We start from the raw sequence: 25,089 nt of genomic DNA, 5'->3' as shown, positions 1-25,089 counted from the left end.
TTATAAATTTCAAAACTAGAAGCTCACATTAGCTCCCAGCGTAACAATACGCTGCATGGGATATTCGATAGCTGCCGACTGAATGGTCTCGGGATCAAGCGGTTTACGCATCTTCGTAAATTCCCATAGGTTCATCCCTGTCGTGAAGATTTGTGCTCTGCTCATACCGATTTTTTTGAGCAAGTCCGTGGGCAAATCATAGCTAAAGGTGATGTTTTTGAGACGGATATAGGCCGCACTTTGCAAATACCGCGATTGTACTTGTACGTTTTTCTTGTCGTTTGTAGAAATGTGTGCTGCTGGGAAATAAGCATCGCGGTTGTCTTCACGCCATGTATCGGTGATATAATAGCGCTCTACGTGACCCGCATTGAAGGGGAAAAACCAAGTCCAGTTGTCGGAAGTAGGCCAGTGATCTTTTTTGCCGATTCCTTGGAAGAAGACTCCCAAGCGGAAGTTTTTGTAACTAATACCTCCATTAATACCAAAGGTATAACGTGGGGTAGAGTTTCCAATGATTTTACGGTCTCCAGGGTTAGCGAGGGTATTGTTGCCAAGGGTAATGTTGCCATCGCCGTTGAGGTCGGCATAGTGAATATCTCCTGGACGCCAGTTGGCTCCGATATTGGTTTGTTTGGGGGCTTTAGCTACATCGTCGGCCGTTTGGAAAATACCCACGGTTTCAAACCCCCAGATTTCACCCAATTTTTGGCCTACATAGTAGGTGTTAAGGTTACCAGTGGGGTTGTTGAATTTGGTGATTTCGGCCGTCCAATCCGACAATGCCAAGGTGACGTCGTAGTTCCAATCCCGTTTGATTTTGTCGCGCCAAGTCAATGACAATTCCCAGCCTTTGGTTCTCAAATCTGCCGCATTTTCTTTAGGTGCAGCCGTTCCCAAAATCGCAGGATAGGTCACATCCATCAACATATCTTTGGTATCACGCGTGAAAATATCAAGCGACGCATCCAAACGCCCTTTGAACGCCGTCACATCTATCCCAAGGTTTTTGGAGACTACCGTTTCCCATGTCAACGAAGGACTCACCAATCCAGCCGCCGTCACGATAGGAATAGTACCTCCTGCAAACATGTAAGGCGACTGCCCTGAGCCCATAGTAGCCACGTAGGGATAGAAATTGTTGCCCAAAAGTTGATTACCAAGCGTACCATAAGATGCTCTAAGTTTGAGGTTGTCGAGCCAGCGGCTTGTACCTGCCATAAAGCTCTCATTGCTAATCCGCCATCCTGCCGAAAATGAAGGGAAGAATCCAAATCGACTAGCTTGAGGGAAGCGCGACGAACCGTCGTAGCGGCCATTTAATTCTATCAAATAACGCTCTTTGTAGTTGTAATTTAAGCGATAGAAAGCACCCCGTAGAGCTACGTGCGATTTTGCACCAAAGGTTTGTTGTACTCCTGTTGTGGCGTTGAGGTCAGTCACCAAAGGCGTAATCAACGCACGTGCTTGCGCACCTGAGTATCTATTTTGTCCTAATTCTTGATTGAAACCCACCATCGCAGTCATATTATGATTGACTGGCAAAGGCAGTTTATACTCAGCAAAAGCATTGAATACATAATACTGGTTGTAGTTGTTTTCGTTACGAATCCAATCATCACCACTAAAACCATTGCTAATCAGATTGGCTGCCAGCAAGTTGGCATCTACAATATCTACTTTGCTTTGTACATCTTGGTACATCCGATTGAAAATATTGTAAGAGAAATCAGACCGAATCTTCAATCCTTTCAAAGGTGTGAGAGTCACCCCTTGGGTAAGCCAGATGTCGTTGTTGGTGTAAGTAGTACGACCACCGTCCAATAGGTAAGGGAAGAAATTGGTACCTCCAAAATATTTGCCAATGTAAGGAGCATACTTATCGCGGTCGCCAGGAGTTACATAGTATTCCAAATCAGGGAATTGAATTGGCATGATGGGTGGTACACGCGCCAGCGAGTTAATGTTTACGTCCCAATTGTAGAAGTGAGGTTTGTCGCTATTTTGGGAGTTAAACACCACTTTTGAATCCATGCTTAGCCAATCATTGATTTTAAAATCGGCTTTCATCAAGATATTGTAACGCTTAAACTTCTCATTTTTAGACTTTTCGCGCAAGTAGCCATCTTTGCTAAAATAGCCCAACGACACAAAAAACTTGGATTTTTCATTTCCTCCTGATACCGACAAATCATGCTGAGAAGTCGGCGCAAATTGGGTCATGATTTGCTCTTGGTAGTTGTTGAAGCCATAGAATCGGAGTGTTCCGTTGACTACTTTCCACTGAGGTGCCGTAGCAGGATTTTCGGAATAGGCCTTTGTACCTGCTACCATGTCAGCATCATACGAAGGCACGCCACTTGTACGGATATTGGCAGCATTACGAGCTTGTACAAACTCATACGGGTCAGTTACCACATCCATGTTGAAAATAGGCTTTGCCAAAGAGGTTTGTGTCCCAAAATTGACAGTTACTTTGCCGCTTTTGCCGCTCTTGGTAGTCACCAATACCACCCCAAAAGCTGCTCTAGCACCATAAACTGCCGCCGCAGAGGCATCTTTCAATACACTGATGCTTTCGATATCGTTGGGATTGATACGGTTCAAATCCATCGGTACGTTGTCAACCAATACCAGCGGTGCTCCCCCATTGATAGATTCATAGCCACGGATGTTGAACACCACCGCCTGCGCAGGGTCACCATTTCGCACGTTGACGTTTAGGTTAGGAATCACCCCTTGCAACCCTTCTCCGGCATTGGCAATGGGGCGATTCATGAGGCGCTTGCTATCTGCTACCCCAACAGCTCCCGTTAAGTTTACTTTTTCTTGGGTACCATATCCCACAACTACTACCTCTTCGAGGGCTTTAGTATCTACTTCGAGTGCCAAATCAACCACCGAACGCCCTCCTACGGCTATTTCTTGTTTTAGATAGCCAATAAAACTCACCACCAAAGTAGCGTTGTTGTTCGGTAATTTGAGGGTGTACTTTCCGTCGTTGTCGGTAGTAGTTCCCTGATTCGTTCCCTTCACCAAAATACTCACCCCTGGAAGAGATTCTCCATTTTCGGCAGCCGTAATACGCCCCGACACATTTTGGGCTTTAGCCACCGTAGCTAAACAAAGCAGAGCGATGATACCTCCCCAAAGGGAATTACGGGCCGTTTGCCAGCAAGTTTGTACTTGTTTTTTCATAATTAAGTTTAAAATTAAGTGAGAAGATAAAAGCTAATTCAAGAAATAAAGTCTTTGAGAGGAGACCTACCTTTCTTCCCAAAAACGCTAAGAGTTTTTAAAAATCAGGAAGTAAGATAGCGTACTCATAATGAGTCTTCAAAACGCAATAGCGCATTCATAATACCCCCATAAAAGGGAGCTGTTTGAGCCAAAAAACAAGGAGAAATAAAGGTTGTTTTTCCATTAAAGTACATAGTTAATAATTAACAATCACCAACGATATATATCAAAAAAGTACAATAATGGTATGGAAACGTCAAGCGAGCTTGGTAAGATACAATTTGGCAATTAAAGTGTCTTTTGAAAGACTTTTACTCTAAAAATATAAATAAATTACCATTATTCAATAAAATAAGACAAAACTACAAAGACAGAATATAAATTATGATTTGCAAACGTAACCGCAAACGTTTGCGGGCGAGATTCAGAAGGGAAGCACTTCTAAAAAAAATCAAATTAATTTTTCAATATAAAATTCTTTTACCTTCCCTGCGTTTGTGAAAAAATGGATTGTCTCCTAAATTTTATATTTTGAAACACACATAGTACAAGTCAATTTCTAAAACCTAGGGGTATTTCATGCTTTATTTTTTTCTAAAAGCGTAGGTTGAGCCACCATTTTTTTCAAAAATCGAAATAGCTTTCCTCCATGAGAAGCATCAATAATACGATGGTCAAGGGCCGCCCCTAAGGTCATGATCGTACGCGGCACGACTTGTCCTTCTACTACCCAAGGTTTTTGAGAAACCCCACCCATGATGAGTACAAAAGAAACATTGGCAGAAGGAAACAAAGCGGGATAGCCAATGTCAAGCCCGATACTACCAATATTGGACAAAAAAAACGCCCCAAAATTGCTAGCCGAAAGCCCTAAGCTAGGAATAGAGATACCCCAATGAACAGTCAGGTATCTGATCATACCATACACCCACTTGCGAAACGGCCACGGAATCTTGGCTAGCAAGTCTTTAGAAGATTTAGCTTTGTCATCGCCTTTTTGGGCGATTTGGATTTGAGTACGCAGTACCTCTACGAGCTGAGGCAAAGTATAGGTATCTATTTTTTCTACTTTCACCGACCCCATTTCGCCGTTGTTCATCAATACACTCACCGTAGCGTCGATATGAGGATAAGGATAAATGTTCCCTCGCTTCCAATAAGTATTAAATTCGGGGATTTCTTCTTTGATAGCACGCGCCGTTGCCAACAAAAAAAAGTGCGTCAATGTTACTTTTATCCCTGCCTTCCTTTGGGTTTTAATGTAAGATTCTAAATCTGTGATGTCGATTTCGACCGAGCCAAAAATCTTTGAATCAGTAGGTTTGTCATAAATAGTAGAAGCTACTTTGCGCCAATTGGTATTGAAATCATTAGAAGAAGTCATGCCACAAAGATAAGATTGAAAGGCTCCACAAAACAAAGATGAGAATTGTTTGTGGAGCCTTTCGTGGTTTTCAAGAAATGGGCTGGAGGTAAGTCGGAAAACAAACCTGAAGAGTTTGAATCTATTTACAATTGTCCTAAGTGTTCGGTTTTATTTGCATTTTGCAGGATTAGATTTGACAAAATAGCTGCGAAATGCTTTTGATTTTGGGTTCATACATCCCTCCAAGTTAAGGAGTTTGATATTCCTAAAATCAATCTCTTGGCCTTCGCTCTGAAGTGCGATAAAGCCTTCTTTGAGCAGTTTGCCGTCTACTTTAATTGCAGGATCGAAGCGATTGGCAACGCCCCCTCCTATCTGTGGCTTGGCATACTGCAATACCGTTTCACCGTTGATTTGGTGAGTAATGAGCGAGTCTCCCAATACAATCAAATCCGCTTTGACCCACTCTTCTTTTTCGTAGGTTTTGGAAGTAGAATTGATACAGTGGCGAGGGTCTTTTTTTCCTTCAAAAATCACATCCGTACCGGGAGAGCACATATTTCCAGTAGGGCGTGGCTTGCCATCGCCCAAACCCGCCAAAAACTGCATCTCGACCGAAATCGGCCAATCTTGCTCTTTGGGCATAGTACGAGGGTCTTGTGAATGAAACATCACGCCACTATTGAGAATCGTATAACTTGGAGCGTCTTTGCGCCATTGACCCGTAAAACGATACTCCAAACTCAAGTGGTAATAAGAATAAGGCGTATTGAAATACAAATGCCCATATCGCTCATTGAATTGCTCGTATTTGTCGTATCTTACTTTAATCAAGCCATCTTCTACCCTAAAAGTCTCTCCATAATTATCACCTACTTCGTGGTGGTGTATTTTGACAGTCCAGTTTTTAATGTCTTTGCCATTGAAGAGCGAAATCCAATCCTCTTTTTCTTTAGAGGAAGAAGAGGTAAACGAAAATTGGGCAAAAACCAGCACTAACAATAGATAGGCGATTAGCTTTGAGGAGCTCAAGAAAGGTTTCATCAGTGTTCTAAAATATAGTTTTATGGATGTCCAATACTTCAAGCCGCTTCTCTTCAGGATATACCTATTTTTTTCAATAATTTGTATTTATAAAAAAACAAATAGGCCGCCAAATTCTCACCCTGAGGCATTGGCGGCCTATGTCTTTATAAACTTTTAATTACCAACCTGGATTTTGTTTCAACGCAGGATTGAGCGAAATCTCGTTGATAGGCAAAGGCCACAAATAGTCCCGAGCAGCGTCAAATTTGCGGAAGCTAGCAGCTTGCACCAAAATAAAATTGTCAGGGGTAAGATTGACAGTAGCAGGCGGGAATTCCGACTTAAAGAAATAGATTCCCAAAATAGGCTTGGGAAGCTCGATTTCGGCGGTTTTCCAACGAATCAAATCCCAGTAACGGAAACCTTCTTGTGCCAATTCGGAGCGACGCTCGCGACGGATTTCTTCACGCATTGTAAGGCCATTGGTACTCACCAAATCATTGGTCAATTTGGCTACGCCAGCTCTTGCCCGCAATCGATTGATAGTCAAATCCAAATCTGCGTCACTGATTTTGCCGTCGAGTTCAAAACGAGCTTCGGCATAAATCAGTAGTACCTCGGCATAGCGCAATACAGGACGGTCGATAAGCGAGGCTTGAGTATTCCAGTCGTCGATATTAGCAAACTTACGGAACATATAGCCTGTTTTGTTAAAAGACAAATTGGCAACATCAAAAATAGGTTTGGTGGTCATCATTGGGTCGCCACGCTTCATGAAAGTAGCGCTCATGCGTCCGTCACGATTGGCAAATACTTCCAGCGTAGTGGTTGGGGCTTTGTACAAAGGTGATTTGGTAATAGGCAAACCGTCTACCATTACATACGAATCAGAAAGTGCTTTGGTAGGGCTTGTGTTGCCGTTTTCAATCGAACCACGATAGTAATTGTGGGTCGATACGCGGTCAGTTACCGAAACGCCGTATTGACGAACGATGATATTTTCGCGATTTTGGCGGCCTTCTCCTTCGTATTGAAAAAGATTGAAATAATTACCAAACAGGTCATGTTGTTTGCTATCAATGACCGCTTTAGCGGCGTTGTAAGCAGCAGTCAAATGAGGAGTAGGATCTCCGTCGTTATGAAATTTGGCACGGGTTCCTTCAAACAAAGCCACGCGGGCTTTGAAGGCCAAAGCTGCCGTGTTAGAAATACGACCATAGTTGGCGGTACCAAGTTGAGTAGGGTTTTGCAATTTAGAAGCTGCAAAATCCAAATCTTGATACATCTGCTCCATGACTTGGGCACGTGTAGCGGCGGGTTCACGTAACTCAGGCGATTCGTCGGTCAAGGTTTTGAGAATCAAGGGTACTCCTCCATAGCGTTGTACCAAAGAGAAATAGCCCATTGCTCTAAAGAAACGCGCTTCGGCAATGTATCTATCTACGATGTCGGTGGCTACACCCGTAGCTCGGGGGGCTTTTTCGATGATATTGTTGGCCGCTCTAATCAGCTGATAAGGCGTATTATAACTCCCATCGGTAGAGGGTGCCAATCGCGAGCCATCACTGATACCATTGGCCGACAACCCGATGGCATCATCCGACCAGTTGTCGTCGGTATTGAAAGCGGGCATCCAAGTATAAAGATAGTTGGCGGCTTGCTTAAGGTCAGATTCTGACCGCCAAAAAGTATCGTCACTGATGGCAGTTTCGGGCAAGCGAGTCACATCACAAGCCGATAAACCCAGCAGCAATGCAAACGAGTATGAAATATATTTGAATGTTTTTCTCATTTTCTGAATATGTAAAAAGTAAAACCTTAGAACGATACATTTAGACCCACCGAAGCAGTGGCAAAAAATGGATAGTCATTTTCAACACCATTGCGAGTCTCAGGATCGTAGTAGCCTTGGAAAGCCCCCAAGCCCGAAATCGTAAACAAATCTTGTCCTGAAAAGAATACCCGAGCACGATCTACTTTTACTTTCTGCGTTAGTTTTGACGGGATTGTATATCCTACTTGAAGGTTTTTCAAACGCATATATTTGGCATCAAGTGTCCATTTGTCAGAGGCGAGGTAGTTGTGCGTTGCACCGGTGAAAGGCCGTGGATAAAGTGCATTGGGATTTTCGGGAGTCCAGTAATCGCTATGAATCGCCAAAGGCTGCTTCCAAGTCACCAAACGAGGAGCAATAGACTCTGGATTTGGACGGAAGCTCCGCTGACCTACCCCTTGGAAGAAAGCCAAGAAATCAAAACCTTTCCAATCAAAACCTAAAGTAGCACCAAACAAATAGCGGGGCTGAGTTGTACCCAAATATACCAAGTCACCATAATCATCTACGTTTCCTTTACCTACCGTCAAACGGCCATCGCCATTGCGGTCGATGTACTTCACATCTCCTGCGCCCGTGCGGTTGTCTTGGAAAGCCCAAGCTTTTACTTCATCAGCGGAAGTAAAATAACCCGCCGTCTGATATCCCCATAGCGTATTGATAGGATAGCCTTCGATGAGGTTGTTGAAGCCCGCATTGATTACCCGACGACCAGAGAAGTTGATAAGTTTGTTTTGGTTGTCAGAAAGGTTAAACGAAATGTTATAGTTGAAATCTTTGCCAATACGGTCGCGATAGCGCACATCAAGCTCCCAACCCCAAGATTTTAGCTCACCGTTGTTTTTACGAGGAGTCGAAATCCCAATCGTTGCAGGTAGCTGCTGAGGTGTAAGCATATTGCGGTTATATTTCACATAATAGTCAAAATTGGCCTGCAAATGATTTTGGAAAAACCCTAAGTCAATTCCTCCGTTGGTAGTTTCGATGGTTTCCCAAGACAATGCCGCCGACGGGATGAACGTCTGACCAATATAAGAAGTCCGCACATCGCCCAAGACTAAGTTTGAGCTACGAGAAAGTTGGTTAAGATAATCATAGAAACCAAGGGTACTTCCCAAAGCACCACCCAAGCGGCCCCACGAACCACGAAGTTTGAGTTCAGAAATAAAGCCGAGGGAATTGCCAAACCAAGCTTCACGATGTACATTCCAACCTACTGAAGCCGAAGGAAACACTTGCTTACGCAAACCTGGCGCTAGCTTAGAGCTTTCGTCTTGACGTACGGTAGCTTCAAAGAGATATTTGTCGGCATAGTTGTAGTTGAAACGTCCAAAAACCGACTGGAAAGCATACGTTCTGATAGTTTCGCTGTTGCTTTTGGTAGCATCATCACCCAAGCTCAAAGTAGGCAAATCGTTGCTTACGAGGTTGTTGGCTTGAGTATATACACTTTCAAAGCGGGAATCTTCCCACTGATAGCCCCCTAACACACTGAAGCTATGTTTGTCGCCAATCTTGAAATTATAATCTGCCAAAAACTGCAAGTTTAGGTTTTTGGTCAAATCCCGCGTCACACGATAAGAGTTGACTTGGTTGATATACCGCAAAATACTAGTTCTTCCCCACAAGGGTACAGTACGTAAAAAAGCATTTCTGTTTTCAGGTCTGATTTGCGTACCTACTACCGCACGTAGTGTTAGACCTTTTACAATATCAGCCGCTTTCAACGTAAACGTTCCGTCAAAATAGTTTTTGTCTAGGTTGTTGTATCCGCCAGACTCCAACTCTGCATAAGCCGTAGCCGCCGACCCTGCACCACTGTAACGGCCCTCAGGTGTAAAGAAAGGAGTACGAGTCCGCAAACGATAAATCTGATACAGGATTCCACCTTCGTTGATAGTAGTAGATGCCGAGCGCGTCTTTTCTAAAGTATACGCCAAACGAGTATCCAACGACAAGTGCTTGGTAAGCTGCGTTCCTAAGTTAAAGCGTAAGTTGAAACGTTTGTTGTTGTCAGGACCTACTTTAAAAACCCCTTGTTTTTCGTAATATCCGGCCGAAATCATAAAATTAACCTTTTCGGTCCCCCCACGCGCCGTGAAGTTGTGGGTACGCATAGAGGTATATTTACGAAGCAGCTGATCGGTAAGAGGTTGTTGGTTATAAAACAAATAGGTGTTGGTATCAGCAGGGTTGATAACATAAGGCACATTGTTACGAATTTGCTCCAAATCAAAATCGTTGTATTCAGGGCCTGCGCCCGCATTTCTCTGACCGAGGTTCACCAGTTCGGCTTCTTCGAGCAAACTCATACGTTTGGGCACATTGATAGCCCAATCGGTTCCATATTGTCCTAAGTATTCAAATTTTACTTTGCCAGCACTGCCTTTTTTGGTAGTCACCAAAATCACCCCACCCGCAGCTTGGGCACCATAAATAGCCGCCGCAGCCGCATCTTTCAATACGCTCATGCTTTCGACATCGTTGGGGTTCATGTTCAACAAAGTACTGCTAGGTACAGTTACGCCATCCAATATCACCAAGGGAGGCACGTCGCCGTTGGCAGTAGTAGCACCTCTGATTTGTAGGTTAAGACTTTCGCTTCCAGGCTGACCTGTCACCCGTGTGATAATCAAACCCGGCGTAGTTCCTTGTAGTGCATTGGCGAGGTTGCTGCTTGGGCGGTTTTGAATCACTTTGGAGTCAATAGTTGACACCGCCCCTGTCATGTTTACTTTTTTCTGCACACCGTAGCCCACTACCACTACTTCTTCGAGGCTTTTATCATCGACTTCAAGGCTCACATTGAGCGCTGTACGATTTCCTATTACTATTTCTTGTTTGGCGTAACCAATGTAAGAAAACACCAAAACCGACTTAGCGTCGGGTACCGAAATCCGAAATACCCCTTGAGGGTCGGTGGTAGCACCGCGAGTCGTTCCTCTTACCTGCACGGTTACGCCTACGAGCGGTTCGCCTTTTTCGTCGGTTACTTTTCCAGTTACGTTTTGGTCAATGTTTTGAGTGGACAATACCGTCGTTGGCGTTGTAGTAGGTTGTAAAATTTCCAGAGAGCTTACCGTTTTTTTGAAGAGCAAAATCTGCTTTCCTTTTACTTCATAGCCAATTTTCAAAGGGTCAAAAACCTGCGTCAATACTTCTTTGAGGCTTTCATTTTTGGCATTCAGACTTACTTTTTGATTGGATTGAATTTCTTTGGGATTGTACACAAAGCGTACTTTCGTGGTGCGTTCGATAGTACCCAAAGTAGTCTTGAGATCTTCATTTGAAAGTCGCAGTGTGACTTTCTGGTCAAGCATCTCCTGACCTACCGCATCGCGTGCATAAGACATACTCATACACAGTATTGCAATGAGCAGCTGTGTAAAGGAGATTTTCATGAGTGTCCAGCAAAAATTGGTTTTCTTGTAGAATTTATCCATGATGAAATATTGGTTTTCTCATGGATGGCAGAAGACAGATGAAGATACTGTTTTTTTTTATTTTTTTTTAAAAAAAAGTCTATTTACAACCTTTACTATGAATAATCACCTGAGCATCAACCATTTCGTAGGTCGAATGAGTAATTTTACAAATCAAGTCTAGTTTGCTAAACAGTGATTCTTCGGTAAGATTGGCGGTAAGGTAACAATCTTCCATATTTTTGGCGTCATAAATAACCGAAATGCCATATATTTTTTCCAAAAACTCAAATACCTGAGCAATGGGCGTTTCCTCAAAAACAAACTCTTTTTTGGGGGCTTCCACAATCACTTCAGGGCTTTCAACGATTGATTTCAGCAGCCGCTGATCGGTTTTTGAATAAGCTACTTGCTGATTAGGAGTCAGTACCACTCCGGCTCTTATGTTATTGCTGGTTTCTCTTACTTTTTCTAAGTCTTTTCGGGTATAGACCGACACCTTTCCTGTTTTGACTCTTACCTGTACATCTTTGGCGTTTTCAAAAGCATTGACCATAAAGCTTGTTCCGAGCACCTGAGTCGAAATGTACTGCGTATGTACCCAAAAAGGCTTTTGAGGGTTTTTGGTAATTTCAAAGAAAGCCTGTCCATCCAAAAACACTTCCCTGAGTGATTCTTGAAAAGGCTTAGGGTAGCGGATTCGGCTCTGAGGATAAAGCGTAACGATACTTCCGTCCTCTAATGTAAATTGCTGACTTTGGGTAGTGCGATTGGTATGTTCGAGGTAATTATCATTAAGTGGCGTACTTACGAGCGATACCGCCCCCGAAATCGTGTCTTGATGATAGAAATAAGTATATATCCCAAGCCCTGCTGCCAATACCAACAGCACCGAAGCTACTAATCGAAAATGTTTAGAATTCCAAAAAGAAAACGGAGTACGAGGAGGCGCTGCCAATATCTCCTCCGTAATATAACCCAGTTCAGCCTCATTAAGCGAAATTCCCGTATCTTCCTCCTCCAATGCCCACAAAAATGCCTTAGCAAGCTGTATATTTTCCTTACAATCAGGATTTTGTGCTAGCCATTCTTCCCAGAAATGAGCGCTTTCGGGGTCATTTTCTATTACCCATCTGCGAAAACGCTCATCACGGGCAAAATCTTCGAATCGGTATTGTCGATACGGAGTATTCATTACTTCCTATTTCGTGTTTAGAAAAGGCAGGGTTCTTGAAGAGCCTTTTTAGGTAGATAGCAGAAACGATTACGAAATACTCATTTTTTTAGAATTTTCAAAAAACAAATATTTTTAAAACACCCACCAATGCATAAATAACCTGCCAATTGTCCCTAAAAAGCTTAAATGCCATCTGCAATAAATTCGAAACTGATTGAGGATGAATATCCATAATTTGGGCGATTTCTTCGCGTTCCAAATTTTGATAAAATTGCAAATAAATCGCTTCTTTTTGCCTTTTAGGTAGCTGCGCAAGCAAACGACCTACTCTTTGGGTAAGATAAGCCATATCCTCTTCTTCAATTAAGGAAGATTCGTGAGAAAACTCTACAAAATGCCCATCGTTTTCGAGGTTGAGTGGGGCATCATCTCTTACGATTTGCTGACGCACTCCTTCACGCATTACCTTTTTGCGCACCGAACTTAGCAAATACGCCCGAACACTGTCGGGCGTAGTAAGACGATCGCGGCGCTGCCATACCTCAATAAAAACTTCTTGAACACAATCCTTTACAAAAGCCTCGTCTCTAACAAACTTATAGCCGTAGTTTTGTAAAGGATTGAAATATTTTTTGACGAGCTTTCCCAAGGCTAATTCACTTCCACTTTTCAACTGAATCCAGAGCTGAGTATCAGAATTAATAGACTGGTTATCAGGAATTTTCATAAGACAGAAAATATCAAATAAGAAAGAGTTGAAAATAGACCTTCACTTTTTACTAAGGTATTATTTCTTCTTTTTTCGCAAAGCATCATAGCGCAACAATCCTTCTAAATAATAATAATCTGCATATACAAGTGGCACATCAATCTCCGAATTGCCGAGTTTGTGCCCCACGCTATGTTGTAATATAAAGTGATTGTTTTTACCCAACTCTGCTTTGTAAGGAGGTTTTGAAAGGCTTTCGAGCATTTTTACTGCCGAATCATAATAGAGCTTGGCATCTTTTCCTCCATAGGTACTCAACTCCAACAAAGCCGATGCCATAATCGCCCCTGCCGAGGCATCACGTTCTTCACCGGGCTTGCTATAATCCCAATAGGGGATTTTGTCGGCAGGAAGATTGGGATGATTAAGCAAAAAGGTCGCAATTTTACGCGCAAAATCAAGATACTTAGGATCTTTGGTTTCGCGATACATGACGGTGTATCCATACAATCCCCAAGATTGTCCACGCGCCCACGGAGATTCGTCTTCGGCACCTTGGTGATTCTTTTTGGCAAGCACTTCGCCGTTTGGCCCGTAGCATATAACGTGGTAAGCACTGTTGTCGGCACGATAATGATTCTTGAGCGTATTGTCAGCGTGAGTGACACTTAGGTTATAAAGTTCTTTGTTGCCAGACTCACGAGCTGCCCAAAACAAAAACTCCAAATTCATCATATTATCAATAATCACCGGATAGTTATATCCGCCTTTGAAGCTATTCCAAGACTTGATAAGCCCTACTTTGGGATCAAAGCGCGTTGCCAATGATTTGGCCCCCGTGAGCATGATGGGTTTATAAGCTTCGTTTTTGGTAAGACGATAACCATTTCCGAAAGGACAGTAAATCATAAAACCCAAATCGTGAGTACCCGTATTGTACTGTTCTTTCTCCACGGCCATGGTCCATTTGTCAGCCGCTTCCTTCCATTTATCTTGCTTAGTGTATTCATAAATATACCAAAGAGACCCGCCAAAGAAGCCGCTACACCACCAGCTAGACTTCATATCACGTGGAGACCCATCAGGATTAGTAGATTGGGGAAACTTTGTAATGTCGGGGTGAGATGCCAGCATTCCTTCATACTGCTTAGCAGCAAACTCAAATTCTTTTTTCACGTCGATTTTGGGCTGACTCCAAGCCGAAAACGCCCAAATACTAAAAAAAAGGGTATAAATCTTTTTCATCAAAAATGAGGGGTTAATTAAATTAAGCGAAAATCAAAATCACAAAAAAATCCAATTTTTACTTGTTCAAGGTATTTATTTAGTTAAACAAGAGCATTATCACTAAAACCAATAAAAATTCTTTTTCTACTTTAAAAGTATAAGTAAATTGATATTTAAAGAAGAAAAAACGCAAAACATTTTCGCAAAATAGCGTGTGGTTGTTTGCAAACGTAACCGCAAACGTTTGCGGTTTTTTATTTCATGTTTTTCATACCTAAAAAAAATTAAACTATTTTTGTTATATATTTTTTTGCTAAAATTACATTTTATTCAATTTTCCCTTGTTCTTCTAGTATATAATATTGCAAAAGTTATATTTCCTAAATCGATGACCAAAAACGCACCTGTAACCATTAAAGACATTGCCCAAGCGCTCAATATTTCGGCATCTACCGTGTCGCGGGCGTTGCGTGGAATGCCCGAAATCCACCCCGAAACTCGCCAAGCGGTACTCCAGTTGGCCCAACAATTAGATTATCAACCCAACCAACTTGCAAAAAGCCTCGTTAAGAGTCGTACCAAAACGATTGGCGTGATTTTGCCAACGCTGAGTTACTACTTTTTTTCGTCAGTACTCAACAGCATCGAAGAGGCTGCTATGCAAGCAGGTTATAGCGTAGTAGTGTGTCAGACCAACGAATCTTATTTGCGAGAGGTAGCCCAAATCCAAAATTTACTCAATAGTCAAGTAGAAGGGTTTATTATTTCATTGGCTCGTGATACTCAACACTTTGACCATATCAATCGATTACTAAGAAAGCAAATTCCGGTGGTGATATTTGACCGCTATGACGAAAGCCTCGAAACCTCCAAAGTAATTGTCGACAACAAACTTGCCGCTTTTAAAGCCACCGAGCATCTTATCGAAAATGGCTGCCAACGCTTGGGCTGCTTGGCTGGCCCTCCTAGCCTTTTGATTAGTAATCAGCGACTGGATGGTTTTAGAGAAGCCCTTCAAAAGTACAATTTACCTTATACAGACCGTTATATATTTCATAGCGATTTTACGCCCGAAAACACCATCATGCAAGCACTCAATATGATGAGTCTCCCTCAGCCCCCTGACGGTATCCTGACAATGAGCGACCGCATTGCGTTTTCGACGATGTATGCTTTTAAACAAAAAGGGATTAAAATCCCGGAAGATGTAGCGGTGGTAAGTTTCAACAACGAACCTACCTGCATTTATCTTTCACCCTCGCTGACAAGTGTCAATCAGCCCATTCAGGAAATGGGAGCCCAAGTAGTAAGGCTCCTTCTCAAGCAATTGGAATCCGAACACAATACACCCGAGACCATTACCCTTTCTACTCAGCTTATGGTACGAGAATCGTCGATGCTCTCTTCTAAAAAATTTGCGTAAGCTATCTTTTTTTTGTTTTATTTTGAATGGGTAATAAAAACCTACCCTACGACTTTAATAATTTAAACTGAATTGAATACCCAACTGATAAATGATTATGCAACGACGTTCCGCCATTAAAAATCTAACCATGGCTATGGGAGGCTTGTTAAGTCTTCCTTCTTGGGCTTCTGGATGGACTCCCGAATCCATTGGGTCTGTTTCTATGCTCTCTTTCAACGAAGAAAATACCTTGGCCGAAATTGTAGAAACCCTCATTCCCGAAACCAACACCCCTGGCGCAAAATCGCTTAAAGTACATCAATTTGCGATGCGAATGGTGAATGATTGCTATGCTGAAGCTGCGCAGCAAAGTTTCAAACAAGGTCTCAAAACTACCGACGATGCGGCTCAAAAAGCCTATAACAAAGGGTTTGTAGAATGTACCCCGCAGCAGCGTCTTGAGCTGCTGAAACAATTGTCGGCTTCCTCTGACACTCCTGCCAAACAGTTTGTGAATACCATCAAAAACTTGACGATTCAGGGATACATGAACTCCGAGTATGTGATGGTAAATATCCAAAAATACAACATGGCCCCTGGTTTTTATCATGGCTGTGTGCCTGTCAAAAAATAAATCAAAATGTCATATTTCAATATAGATTCTGTAAAAGACCGTACTTTTGATGCCATCGTTATCGGGTCGGGAATTAGTGGTGGCTGGGCCGCAAAAGAACTCACGGGCAAAGGACTCAAAACCCTGGTTTTAGAGCGAGGGCGCAATGTCCAGCATGTGACGGATTATCCGACTACTTTCAAAAACCCTTGGGAGTTTGAACACCTCAATCAAATCCCCAAAGCCATCAAGGATGCCAACCCCGTGGTAAGTCGGTGTTATGCTTTCAACGAAGATGCTGCGCATTTTTTTGTGAAAGATGCCGAGCATCCTTACGTTCAAGAAAAACCTTTCGACTGGATACGCGGCTATCAAGTAGGCGGAAAATCGCTCCTTTGGGCGCGCCAAACCCAGCGGTGGTCGCAATATGATTTTGACGGTCCCGCCCGCGATGGCTTTGCCGTCGAATGGCCTATCAATTACAACGACATCGCGCCTTGGTATAGTTACGTAGAAAAATTTGCGGGTATTTCGGGCAATAAAGACGGCTTGCCTCAGCTTCCTGACGGAGAGTTTTTGCCGCCTCACGAGCTGAACTGCGTGGAGAAGTATTTTAGCCAACAAATGGCCAAACACTACGGAGGTAGTCGCCCTATCATCATCGGGCGGTGCGCTCACTTGACCAAACCCAATCAGATTCATTATGACCAAGGTCGAGCTCAATGTCAAAACCGCGCCCTTTGTCAGAGAGGATGCCCGTATGGAGGCTATTTTAGTAGCAATGCCTCCACGATTCCGTGGGCTGCTAAATCGGGCAAAATGACCCTCAAACCTGATTCGGTAGTGCATTCGATTATCTACGACGAAAAACTCGGTAAAGCCTCAGGCGTGCGGGTTATTGATGCCAAAACTAAAGAAACAACCGAATATTACGCTAAAATCATCTTTGTGAATGCGGCGGCTTTAAATACCAACTTGATTTTGTTGAACTCAACTTCCAATCGTTTTCAAAATGGATTGGGCAACGACAATGGCTTGCTTGGCAAATACATCGCTTTTCACAACTACCGCACGAGTATCTCAGGTGAATACGAAGGGTTTTTGGACACCACCACCGAAGGCATTCGCCCCAATAGTGGCTACATTCCTCGTTTTAGGAATTTATTAAAGCAAGAAACGGATTTTATTCGCGGATATGCAGCGGGTTTTGGTGGAAGTCGTATTACTTACAACGACCGCTCAGGCTTCGGCGAAGAACTTAAAAACAATCTTGCCGAAAAGAAATACGGCAACTGGCGCGTAGGTTCACACATGATGGGTGAAACCATTCCCAAAGAAACGAACTACGTGGCTCTTGATGCTAATCTGAAAGATCCTTGGGGGATTCCGCAATTGAAAATTTCAGTAAGCTACGACGACAACGACGAGAAAATGATAAAAGATTATCATGAACAGTTGACGGAGATGTTTACGAAGGCAGGGTTTACAAACATCAAAACCCATGATGTACCCAACAAAGCACCCGGCCTCGACATTCACGAAATGGGCGGCTGCCGCATGGGAAAAGACCCTAAAACGTCTTTACTCAATAAGTGGAACCAACTTCACGCCTGCAAAAATGTGTTTGTGACCGACGGTGCTTGCATGACTTCGACCGCCACTCAAAACCCGTCGCTAACTTATATGGCTCTCACTGCTCGCGCAGCTGACTATGCCGTAAAGCAGTTGAAAGCTAAGAATTTATAACCCGACCCCGGCAACGTTCAGAACATATGGATCTTAACGCAGGCAACGTTTTGAACGTTGCCTGCGTTTATTTTACTTCTTTAGGTAACAATCTGATTTACATTACCACTTATAAGCAAAATGTGTACATCTTGTTGGTTTTCAAAGACATAAATACATGCATGAACCTTAACGCAGGCAACGTTCAGAACGTTGCCTGCGTTTATTTTAAGCGTTCATTTTACTTCTTTAGGCAACACTCTGATTTCCTTTACATTACCACTTATAAGCAAAATGTGTACATCTTTTTGCTTTTCGAGTACATAAAAGAGATATACCCTAACGCAGGCAACGTTCTGAACGTTGCCTGCGTTTATTTTACTTCTTTAGGTAACACTCTGATTTCCTTTACATTACCACTTATAAGCAAAATGTGTACATCTTTTTGGGTTTCGAGTACATAAAAGAGACCGATCTTAACGCAGGCAACGTTCAAAACGTTGCCTGCGTTTATTTTACTTCTTTAGGTAACACTCTGATTTCCTTTACATTACCACTTATAAGCAAAATGTGTACATCTTTTTGCTTTTCGAGTACATAAAAGAGATATACCGTATTTTGCCCTATTACTTTTACTTGTTTGACAGTATTATCGCTAAAAGTAAGTTGGTGGCTTGCTTTAAAATCTCCTTGGTCGATACGTTTTTTAATTTTGCCCCCACTCCCCACATTTACTCCTACAAACATACAAAATAAGAAATACGCAATCGCCCAAACAACGTTGCTGTTTTTAAGCTCATGTATTTTTGCATCTAGTTTATCTACATCTTTGACCACCTTTTGATACCATCCTTTCTCTTTGGTTTTGAAATGAAGCCACGGTAATCCCTTAAAATAAAGCAGATATACTACTACAATAGCCAATACCACAATAGCCAATATCCGCAAATCACTGACAAGGGTATTTATTGGTGCCATCAATACGTCTGAGAGCGTCACATAGTCTAAGATGTTGATGTCAAAAAATTTGTAATAAATCACATCTCCAACGATTCCTAATAGAATCAAATAGATATAACCCAACGATAAATATTCCTGAAGCCCATATTTGTGCGCGTCGGAAGGATTTGGTTGTTCTTGCATTTTATTGTTTATTATTGAGGCTTATTCCGAAATTTTGGTGATAGGTGTCAACACTACCTTCCTAAATTCCACTTCGGCACCTTCGGCTTGTAAGGCAATCTGCCCTTTTTGAGCCGTACAATTGAACCCATGATTGACCATATCGCCGTTGACCCACACTTTGATTTGGTCATTAAGGCATTCTACAATCATCGTATTCCATTCTCCCAAAGGCTTTTCGGAATTGTCGGTTAGGTTTCTTACTCGACGTTCTTTGCCTTCCGTAATTCCCCAATTTTCTTTAGGGCCACGGCGTTTTTCCATTTCAGGCACTTCGATATTTTCTACGATACACCAAAAATCACCCGCATTTTGGTGCATCATCTGTGATTCGATAGATTTTGGAAACATCTCATACAACGAACGAGGCGTAGAAGCATGCAACAACAAACCACAATTGCCCGGCGCAGCTGCAAAACGATACTGCACTTCGACTCGGTAGTTTTGGTATATTTTATCCGTAATCAAATGCCCTTGCGGTTCACCCAGGCTTACAAGCATCCCGTTTCTGACAATAAAAGGATTTCGGAGTTTGGGGTCTTTGTCCCTCGCAGGTACGTCGATGTGCCATCCTGTAAGGTCTTTCCCATTGAAAAGGCTAGTTTCTTGTGCATACACTACGCTACAACAAAGAATAAAGCACAGAAAGAATAGAAATTTTGTGGTCATATCAACTTGTTTTTTTAAGGTTTAGGAATAATTAGGGGTTAATCAAAAAGCTGGGCTAATTCTATTTCGAAATCAGGAAAAGCACGCGAAACAAGGATATCTTCGTCGGTAAGTGGGTGAAGACCAATATAAATACCGTCTTCATTGAGTACGTACTGAAATACATTACGGTCGTCGGGCTGGACAAGCCAATATTCCTTTACCCCTGCTTCTTGATATACATCAAACTTCTGTTTCATTTCTTTTTTAGTATTGCCTGGCGATAAGATTTCAACTACCAAGTCAGGTGCCCCCACACAGCCACGGTCATCGAGTTTGTTGAGATCACAAATCACGCACAAGTCAGGCTGAACCACCGTAAAAGTTTGTTTATCTGACACTTGCCCTTTTTTAGGCAACCTCACATCGAAGGGAGCTTGATATACTTTACAAGGTCCTTTTTTGAATTTTTCCCAAAAAAGTCCAGTTATATTCCAAACAATCTGCTGATGCCGACGAGCTGGGGCAGGTGTCATTTTGTAAATATGACCTTTGATAAGCTCTAAACGCTCTTGAAACTGCCACGTCAAATAATCGGCATAGCTATATTGTTTGGTCAAATCTAAATCTTCAAATTTGGTAATCATGCTTAAATTTGAGGTTTTAATGGCACAAATACTTCCTAACCTTCGCCAAAGAATATCGCCTTGTGTTTTATATTTGATATAAAAACAAAGATAACACAGATTTGTGTCGAACGAATAATTTTGCCTAATGGCAAGTAATTCACTTAGGGCTGTTGTTTTTAAAAGTAAGAAAAATCCATACATCGACAATTCAGAAATTTATTCATGGCGTACTTTAATATTGATTCAATCAACGAACGGACATTCGATGCAATAGTGGTAGGTACGGGTATTAGTGGAGGCTGGGCCACCAAAGAACTGACCCAAAAAGGATTGCGTACTTTGGTACTCGAACGTGGGCGCGATGTAAAACACGTCATAGATTACCCAACTGCTATGAAAAACCCCTGGGAATTTCCGCATTTGGGTCAAGTACCTTTAGAGCTCAAACAAAAAAGTCCTGCTTCGAGTGGGCATTACATTTTTAAAGAAGAGACCATTCATTTTGTGGTCAAAGATTACGAACACCCTTTTATACAAGACAAGCCTTTTTCGTGGATGAGAGGCTACCAAGTAGGGGGCCGTTCGCTGCTGTGGGCGCGTCAGGCGCAACGCTGGTCCGATTATGATTTTGAAGGCCCTGCCCGCGATGGTTTTGCGGTAGATTGGCCTATTCGATATGCCGACCTAGCACCTTGGTACAGTTATGTAGAAAAATTTGTGGGAATAGCGGGCAACAAAGATGGTCTCCCACACTTGCCCGATGGTGAGTTTTTGCCCCCTCACGAGATGAGTTGTGTTGAAAAGCATTTTAGTCAGCAAGTAGCTAAAAACTACAACGACCGCCAAATTATCATCGGTCGCACCGCCAATCTCACCCAAGCACAGCAAATTCATCATCAACAAGGCCGCTCGCAGTGTCAGAATCGGGTGCTTTGTGAAAGAGGTTGCCCTTATGGTGGTTATTTTAGCAGTAATTCTTCGACGATTCCGTGGGCCGCCAAAACGGGCAAAATGACCTTAAAGCCTCACTCGGTGGTGCATTCGGTGATCTATGATGAGCAAAAGAAACGCGCTACAGGCGTACGTGTCATTGATGCACATACCAAAGAAATGACAGAATATTATGCCAAAATCATTTTCTTGAATGCCTCTGCGCTCAATACCAACTTGATTTTGCTAAACTCTACCTCTAACCGATTCCCCAACGGCTTTGGCAACGACAGTGGGGTGCTTGGTAAATTTATTGGTTTTCACAATTATCGAGGAAGAGTATCAGCAGAATATGATGGTTTTCATGATACAATGGCCGAGGGAAAAAGACCCACAGGAAGCTATTTGCCACGTTTTAGAAATTTAGGAAAACAAGAAACAGACTTTTTGCGCGGCTACGCAGCTTCGATTGGCTCTTCCAAAATAGGTACTCCTACCGACAACTACCTAGGAGCCGACCTCAAAGAACAGCTCTTTAAACCCTCTACTGAAGGCTGGACAATGGGCGCGCAAATGATGGGTGAAGTACTCACGAAGGAAAGCAATTTTGTACGTCTCGACCCTCAGTTGAAAGATGACTGGGGAATCCCTCAGCTGCGGATGTCGGTAGATTTTGACGACAACGACATGAAAATGGTGCAAGATTTTTATGAGCAGTTTTCGGAGATGTTTGCGAAAGCAGGTTTTAGAAATATTAAAACTTCTGATACGAAACGTGTTCCGGGCAACGAAAACCACGAAATGGGCGGCGTAAGAATGGGAAAAGACCCAAAAACTTCGATGCTCAACAAATGGAACCAAATGCACGCCTGCAAAAACGTATTTGTGTCTGATGGGAGCAGCATGACTTCGACCGCTACCCAAAACCCCTCTCTTACTTACATGGCACTCACTGCACGTGCTGCTGACTATGCCGTGAAGCAACTGAAAGCTAAGAATTTGTAACCCCAACGCTGGCGACGTAATCTTAACGCTGGCAACGTTTTGAACGTTGCCAGCGTTATACCCGCTCGTAAGAGAATTTGGTAAAGAAAATATTTAGGTGCCAAAGTAACTGCTAAAGGTCTACCAAGTTTTGAAAACTTAGTAGACCTTGGCTTATTCGCCCGAAATCATTTTGGCGGTTACTTCTTTTTCGATAGTAATATAGCCGGGATAATTGATTTGAGAGTTGCCAATTCCAAGCGTAGGTTTAAGCTTAATCGTCAATTTAGACGGTTGGGTATTTTGTTTTCCAGACAAGTTTTCTACCATATTCACAAACGAATCCCGAGTTTTGGCATCCGTGATGAGGCGGTAGGCATTGGTCGAAAGCTGCATTGGTACGCGTGTAGTGCCGCCATTGGGTTGTACCTCGATGCGCTGATCCCAAAAACCCGTAAAAATCTCATTTTCAGACAGTAAAACTTTATACTCAAATTGCGTAATACCCGCAAGTTGTTTGGTAGGGTTGGTTACGTCAAGATTGAGGCGAAGTCTAAGAGGCACTTCTTTGCTTAGCAATGCCAAAGCAAGCTGCGGCGAACGCGACAAATCAAAATCTTGGAGGTTTTGGAATTGACGAATATCAATCCCCGCCACGGTGATATTTTCGGCGGAAGCTATCGAATATTTACAATCGCCTAGGGTCTTTACTTCAGAGATTTGTTTGGTAACAGCGCAGCGATTAAACACCATCGCAACGGTCAAAAGCACTAACAATAAGTTGATTTTTCTCATGATTAAATCTTAATAACAGCTTTTAAAAACAGGATATTAACGTCAGTGATGAAGCAAAATTGTTGAAGTAAACGAATCTGTCCAACATCCTGCTTCTTTTTTAAGAGAAAATAAGGTAATCCAAAAATTTTTAGACACAGAGTTGCTCGGAGTTTTACACTGAGTATCACAGAGACTAATTTGTTGATTATCTTATGGAAGATATACTACCCCAGTGTTATTTTGTTTACTAAAAAAGGATAAATCATGACAAAAAAATAGGGAGGATTTCTCCTCCCTATTCGCAAACTTCTTGAAGTATTTTTTCGGTTGCTACGTCAAACTCGTGTCGCTGTTCGGTGGTTTTGTATTGGAGCGTAAATAAGCTATCCATCGTTTTGGTGATTTTATCGGCCAAGCCCCCCGTTCGCAGGGTTAGCTCATTTCGTATGGAATCAATTTCTTTGGATTGAGTCGCCGTAAGCGCCTTTCCGGTTTTCATGAGCGAATCTTCCATAAACCGAATATCATTGGCTACTTTGAAGCGATATTCTTTCAATTGCCGCGCTTCACATTCGAGCGTAGCCATGAGTTTTGCATCTTTTTCGAGCTGTTGTTTGGCATTTTCTTGACAGCCCATCAGGAGAATTATGACTCCAATAATTAGATTTTTTTTCATGACAACAGATAAATTTGGGGGGGTGAGAAGCCACACCCCGTTGTTACTATTTAATATTTTGAGGCCACGAAATGGCTTTATATACATTTTCGCCAATACCGCGTCCCATTTCAAGACCTTTTTGGTTGTCCATCTGATAATGAATTCCACCATACAGACGAGAGTTGGCGCATTCGAGAGCCATTTCACTAAAATTACGATATGAGCGCGGTGGAAAACCATGTTGGATCTGCGAACGATCTGTAATCGTATAATTTCCATCCCCATTCGTAAAAAGTTTGATGAAGATTTTTTCTCCCACCCCAATCTCCGTTGCATGTCCAGAAGTATAAGCGGGAAAAGCGGGTGTACCAATAACAGTATTGAAGTTAGGGTCGATGTATTTTTGAATATAAGACACCGGACGAATCAATGAATAGTCATATTTGGCTTTCCAACAAGCAATAAAGGCGTCAATTTCACCGATGCCAAGCATGGCATAACCTACCACTGCTTTTTCAAGAGTGGCGTTGGTTTCTTCCAAAAGCTGCGTCATGATATTGAAAGTATGCCCTGTAGGTGTACAAGTAGCAAAAGGGTCATCAGCCCAAAACTTAGCAATTTCTATTTGGTCTTTGGTATTGCTTTTGACTTGGTTGTAGACGTCTATCGCTTCCTTATAAAAAGCCGATTGCTTATCTGTCGAAAAAGAGATAGGTTTTGCAGGAGTGGCATATTGCATATTGGAGGCGATGATAGGACGGCATTTGTACCAATAAGGACTTAGCGGAGTCGCGTTTTTGGCATCCGTAGGAATCCACTTATCAATTCCCGTAACGGGCGTAAAAGGTCTTGAAAAAGGATTGAGGTAAGAATCATGTCCACCGTCTGATTTGGAATATTCATAAATAGCGGCGGCTACTGCTTTACCATGCTTTACTGATTCATCAGCAAGGATTTGTGAAGTCGTTCCCTTAAATTCATTGTAATACTGCGCTTCCAAGGCATCGATTTTTTCTAAATTGGCAGGGCTCAGGTTTTTGTCAAACATATAGCGCATCATATCAGCTACTGCGGCATTGACTACTATTCCCCAGTGATAGCGCACATTGAGCGTTAGAGGAGTAGGCATGTCAGCTCTAAGTAATCGATTGATTTGACCAGCCAAAGGTTTGGCATCTGGAATACCACTATAAACAGCTTCGTAGGCTGTAATACCTACATATCCAAAAGCACGTGAAGCTTGAGGAGGCAAAAATCCCGCTGTTTCTTTCACCACGCGGCATTCAAGTTTAAACCATTCACGCAAGAAGTCTGCCGAATATTCTGAAACATGATTGGCTTTTTGGGGCGTTACTACGTCACCATTGGTACAACTACCCATAATGATGACAACGCTCAGCACAGTAAATAGCAAATTTTTCATAAAGGAACTAAGTTAAAAAAAACACCCGAACAGCCTCATTGTCAAACAAATTAAAAGCGATGCTGCTGTTCGGATACCACAGCTAAAAGATAGAATACACACTCAAAATAAGGT

The 25,089-nt window shown here is 42.5% G+C and carries 18 protein-coding genes; 4 read left to right on the top strand and 14 right to left on the bottom strand.

What is annotated here, in order from left to right; all coding sequences use genetic code 11:
- Window positions 1-15: 15 nt before the first annotated feature.
- The 8 genes from P1X15_RS12460 to P1X15_RS12425 all read right to left on the bottom strand — a co-directional run bounded on the left by P1X15_RS12460 (window position 16) and on the right by P1X15_RS12425 (window position 14,019).
- Window positions 16-3,198 (bottom strand): TonB-dependent receptor, encoded by a 3,183-nt coding sequence (locus tag P1X15_RS12460; RefSeq protein WP_277338453.1) that lies wholly within the window; start codon window positions 3,196-3,198, stop codon window positions 16-18.
- Between the two features lie 619 nt (window positions 3,199-3,817).
- Window positions 3,818-4,624 carry a 2-oxo acid dehydrogenase subunit E2 gene (locus P1X15_RS12455; protein ID WP_277338452.1) on the bottom strand — a complete coding sequence of 269 codons (807 nt, stop codon included), beginning with the start codon at window positions 4,622-4,624 and terminating at the stop codon, window positions 3,818-3,820.
- Between the two features lie 150 nt (window positions 4,625-4,774).
- Window positions 4,775-5,650: a DUF1080 domain-containing protein gene (locus P1X15_RS12450; RefSeq protein WP_277338450.1), complete on the bottom strand. Its 876-nt coding sequence runs from the start codon at window positions 5,648-5,650 to the stop codon at window positions 4,775-4,777.
- 160 nt (window positions 5,651-5,810) lie between these two features.
- On the bottom strand, window positions 5,811-7,424 hold the full coding sequence (locus P1X15_RS12445; protein WP_277338449.1) for a RagB/SusD family nutrient uptake outer membrane protein: 1,614 nt from the start codon (window positions 7,422-7,424) through the stop codon (window positions 5,811-5,813).
- Window positions 7,425-7,450: 26 nt separating this feature from the next.
- The gene (locus tag P1X15_RS12440) at window positions 7,451-10,909 is read right to left on the bottom strand and encodes a TonB-dependent receptor (RefSeq protein WP_277338448.1); all 3,459 of its coding nucleotides are present in this window, start codon (window positions 10,907-10,909) and stop codon (window positions 7,451-7,453) included.
- A 79-nt stretch (window positions 10,910-10,988) separates the two neighbouring features.
- Entirely contained in the window at window positions 10,989-12,083 is a 1,095-nt protein-coding gene (locus tag P1X15_RS12435; protein ID WP_277338447.1) for a FecR family protein, read from the bottom strand.
- 97 nt (window positions 12,084-12,180) lie between these two features.
- A complete protein-coding gene (locus tag P1X15_RS12430) occupies window positions 12,181-12,792 on the bottom strand; it encodes an RNA polymerase sigma factor (protein ID WP_277338446.1) in 612 nt (203 codons plus the stop codon).
- A gap of 60 nt (window positions 12,793-12,852) precedes the next feature.
- A complete protein-coding gene (locus P1X15_RS12425; RefSeq protein WP_277338445.1) occupies window positions 12,853-14,019 on the bottom strand; it encodes a glycoside hydrolase family 88 protein in 1,167 nt (388 codons plus the stop codon).
- A 370-nt stretch (window positions 14,020-14,389) separates the two neighbouring features.
- On the opposite strand from P1X15_RS12425, the gene P1X15_RS12420 reads away from it, so the two are divergent.
- The 3 genes from P1X15_RS12420 to P1X15_RS12410 all read left to right on the top strand — a co-directional run bounded on the left by P1X15_RS12420 (window position 14,390) and on the right by P1X15_RS12410 (window position 17,765).
- The gene (locus P1X15_RS12420) at window positions 14,390-15,424 is read left to right on the top strand and encodes a LacI family DNA-binding transcriptional regulator (RefSeq protein WP_277338444.1); all 1,035 of its coding nucleotides are present in this window, start codon (window positions 14,390-14,392) and stop codon (window positions 15,422-15,424) included.
- 97 nt (window positions 15,425-15,521) lie between these two features.
- Window positions 15,522-16,040, top strand: coding sequence for a gluconate 2-dehydrogenase subunit 3 family protein (locus tag P1X15_RS12415; RefSeq protein WP_277338443.1), 519 nt, complete (start codon window positions 15,522-15,524; stop codon window positions 16,038-16,040).
- Window positions 16,041-16,046: 6 nt separating this feature from the next.
- A complete protein-coding gene (locus P1X15_RS12410) occupies window positions 16,047-17,765 on the top strand; it encodes a GMC oxidoreductase (protein ID WP_277338442.1) in 1,719 nt (572 codons plus the stop codon).
- Window positions 17,766-18,254: 489 nt separating this feature from the next.
- On the opposite strand, the gene P1X15_RS12405 is transcribed toward P1X15_RS12410, so the two are convergent.
- Genes P1X15_RS12405 through P1X15_RS12395 form a run of 3 tightly spaced genes read right to left on the bottom strand, consistent with a single transcriptional unit; the run spans window position 18,255 to window position 20,221 of the window.
- The gene (locus tag P1X15_RS12405; protein ID WP_277338441.1) at window positions 18,255-18,887 is read right to left on the bottom strand and encodes a hypothetical protein; all 633 of its coding nucleotides are present in this window, start codon (window positions 18,885-18,887) and stop codon (window positions 18,255-18,257) included.
- Window positions 18,888-18,908: 21 nt separating this feature from the next.
- Window positions 18,909-19,595, bottom strand: a complete 687-nt coding sequence (locus P1X15_RS12400) for a DUF1080 domain-containing protein (RefSeq protein ID WP_277338440.1) — start codon at window positions 19,593-19,595, stop codon at window positions 18,909-18,911.
- A gap of 38 nt (window positions 19,596-19,633) precedes the next feature.
- Complete coding sequence (locus tag P1X15_RS12395) at window positions 19,634-20,221, bottom strand: Uma2 family endonuclease (protein WP_277338439.1); 588 nt, start codon at window positions 20,219-20,221, stop codon at window positions 19,634-19,636.
- A gap of 204 nt (window positions 20,222-20,425) precedes the next feature.
- Between P1X15_RS12395 and P1X15_RS12390 the strand changes: the two genes are divergently transcribed.
- Window positions 20,426-22,138 carry a GMC oxidoreductase gene (locus P1X15_RS12390; RefSeq protein ID WP_277338438.1) on the top strand — a complete coding sequence of 571 codons (1,713 nt, stop codon included), beginning with the start codon at window positions 20,426-20,428 and terminating at the stop codon, window positions 22,136-22,138.
- A 153-nt stretch (window positions 22,139-22,291) separates the two neighbouring features.
- Here P1X15_RS12390 and P1X15_RS12385 read toward each other — a convergent pair whose 3' ends face one another.
- The 3 genes from P1X15_RS12385 to P1X15_RS12375 all read right to left on the bottom strand — a co-directional run bounded on the left by P1X15_RS12385 (window position 22,292) and on the right by P1X15_RS12375 (window position 24,975).
- Window positions 22,292-22,912 carry a hypothetical protein gene (locus P1X15_RS12385; RefSeq protein ID WP_277338437.1) on the bottom strand — a complete coding sequence of 207 codons (621 nt, stop codon included), beginning with the start codon at window positions 22,910-22,912 and terminating at the stop codon, window positions 22,292-22,294.
- Window positions 22,913-23,189: 277 nt separating this feature from the next.
- Window positions 23,190-23,570: a hypothetical protein gene (locus tag P1X15_RS12380; protein ID WP_277338436.1), complete on the bottom strand. Its 381-nt coding sequence runs from the start codon at window positions 23,568-23,570 to the stop codon at window positions 23,190-23,192.
- 46 nt (window positions 23,571-23,616) lie between these two features.
- Window positions 23,617-24,975: a vanadium-dependent haloperoxidase gene (locus P1X15_RS12375; protein ID WP_277338435.1), complete on the bottom strand. Its 1,359-nt coding sequence runs from the start codon at window positions 24,973-24,975 to the stop codon at window positions 23,617-23,619.
- Window positions 24,976-25,089 lie beyond the last annotated feature (114 nt).

The sequence above is a fragment of the Runella sp. MFBS21 genome, assembly GCF_029433105.1.
Taxonomy (GTDB): domain Bacteria; phylum Bacteroidota; class Bacteroidia; order Cytophagales; family Spirosomataceae; genus Runella.
This window is presented reverse-complemented; position numbering and strand designations above follow the sequence as displayed.

Bases quoted from the DNA above. Each gene is read 5' to 3' on its own strand.
- P1X15_RS12460 (WP_277338453.1), bottom strand. From the start codon at position 3,198: ATGAAAAAACAAGTACAAACTTGCTGGCAAACGGCCCGTAATTCCCTT.
- P1X15_RS12455 (WP_277338452.1), bottom strand. From the start codon at position 4,624: ATGACTTCTTCTAATGATTTCAATACCAATTGGCGCAAAGTAGCTTCT.
- P1X15_RS12450 (WP_277338450.1), bottom strand. From the start codon at position 5,650: ATGAAACCTTTCTTGAGCTCCTCAAAGCTAATCGCCTATCTATTGTTA.
- P1X15_RS12445 (WP_277338449.1), bottom strand. From the start codon at position 7,424: ATGAGAAAAACATTCAAATATATTTCATACTCGTTTGCATTGCTGCTG.
- P1X15_RS12440 (WP_277338448.1), bottom strand. From the start codon at position 10,909: ATGGATAAATTCTACAAGAAAACCAATTTTTGCTGGACACTCATGAAA.
- P1X15_RS12435 (WP_277338447.1), bottom strand. From the start codon at position 12,083: ATGAATACTCCGTATCGACAATACCGATTCGAAGATTTTGCCCGTGAT.
- P1X15_RS12430 (WP_277338446.1), bottom strand. From the start codon at position 12,792: ATGAAAATTCCTGATAACCAGTCTATTAATTCTGATACTCAGCTCTGG.
- P1X15_RS12425 (WP_277338445.1), bottom strand. From the start codon at position 14,019: ATGAAAAAGATTTATACCCTTTTTTTTAGTATTTGGGCGTTTTCGGCT.
- P1X15_RS12420 (WP_277338444.1), top strand. From the start codon at position 14,390: ATGACCAAAAACGCACCTGTAACCATTAAAGACATTGCCCAAGCGCTC.
- P1X15_RS12415 (WP_277338443.1), top strand. From the start codon at position 15,522: ATGCAACGACGTTCCGCCATTAAAAATCTAACCATGGCTATGGGAGGC.
- P1X15_RS12410 (WP_277338442.1), top strand. From the start codon at position 16,047: ATGTCATATTTCAATATAGATTCTGTAAAAGACCGTACTTTTGATGCC.
- P1X15_RS12405 (WP_277338441.1), bottom strand. From the start codon at position 18,887: ATGCAAGAACAACCAAATCCTTCCGACGCGCACAAATATGGGCTTCAG.
- P1X15_RS12400 (WP_277338440.1), bottom strand. From the start codon at position 19,595: ATGACCACAAAATTTCTATTCTTTCTGTGCTTTATTCTTTGTTGTAGC.
- P1X15_RS12395 (WP_277338439.1), bottom strand. From the start codon at position 20,221: ATGATTACCAAATTTGAAGATTTAGATTTGACCAAACAATATAGCTAT.
- P1X15_RS12390 (WP_277338438.1), top strand. From the start codon at position 20,426: ATGGCGTACTTTAATATTGATTCAATCAACGAACGGACATTCGATGCA.
- P1X15_RS12385 (WP_277338437.1), bottom strand. From the start codon at position 22,912: ATGAGAAAAATCAACTTATTGTTAGTGCTTTTGACCGTTGCGATGGTG.
- P1X15_RS12380 (WP_277338436.1), bottom strand. From the start codon at position 23,570: ATGAAAAAAAATCTAATTATTGGAGTCATAATTCTCCTGATGGGCTGT.
- P1X15_RS12375 (WP_277338435.1), bottom strand. From the start codon at position 24,975: ATGAAAAATTTGCTATTTACTGTGCTGAGCGTTGTCATCATTATGGGT.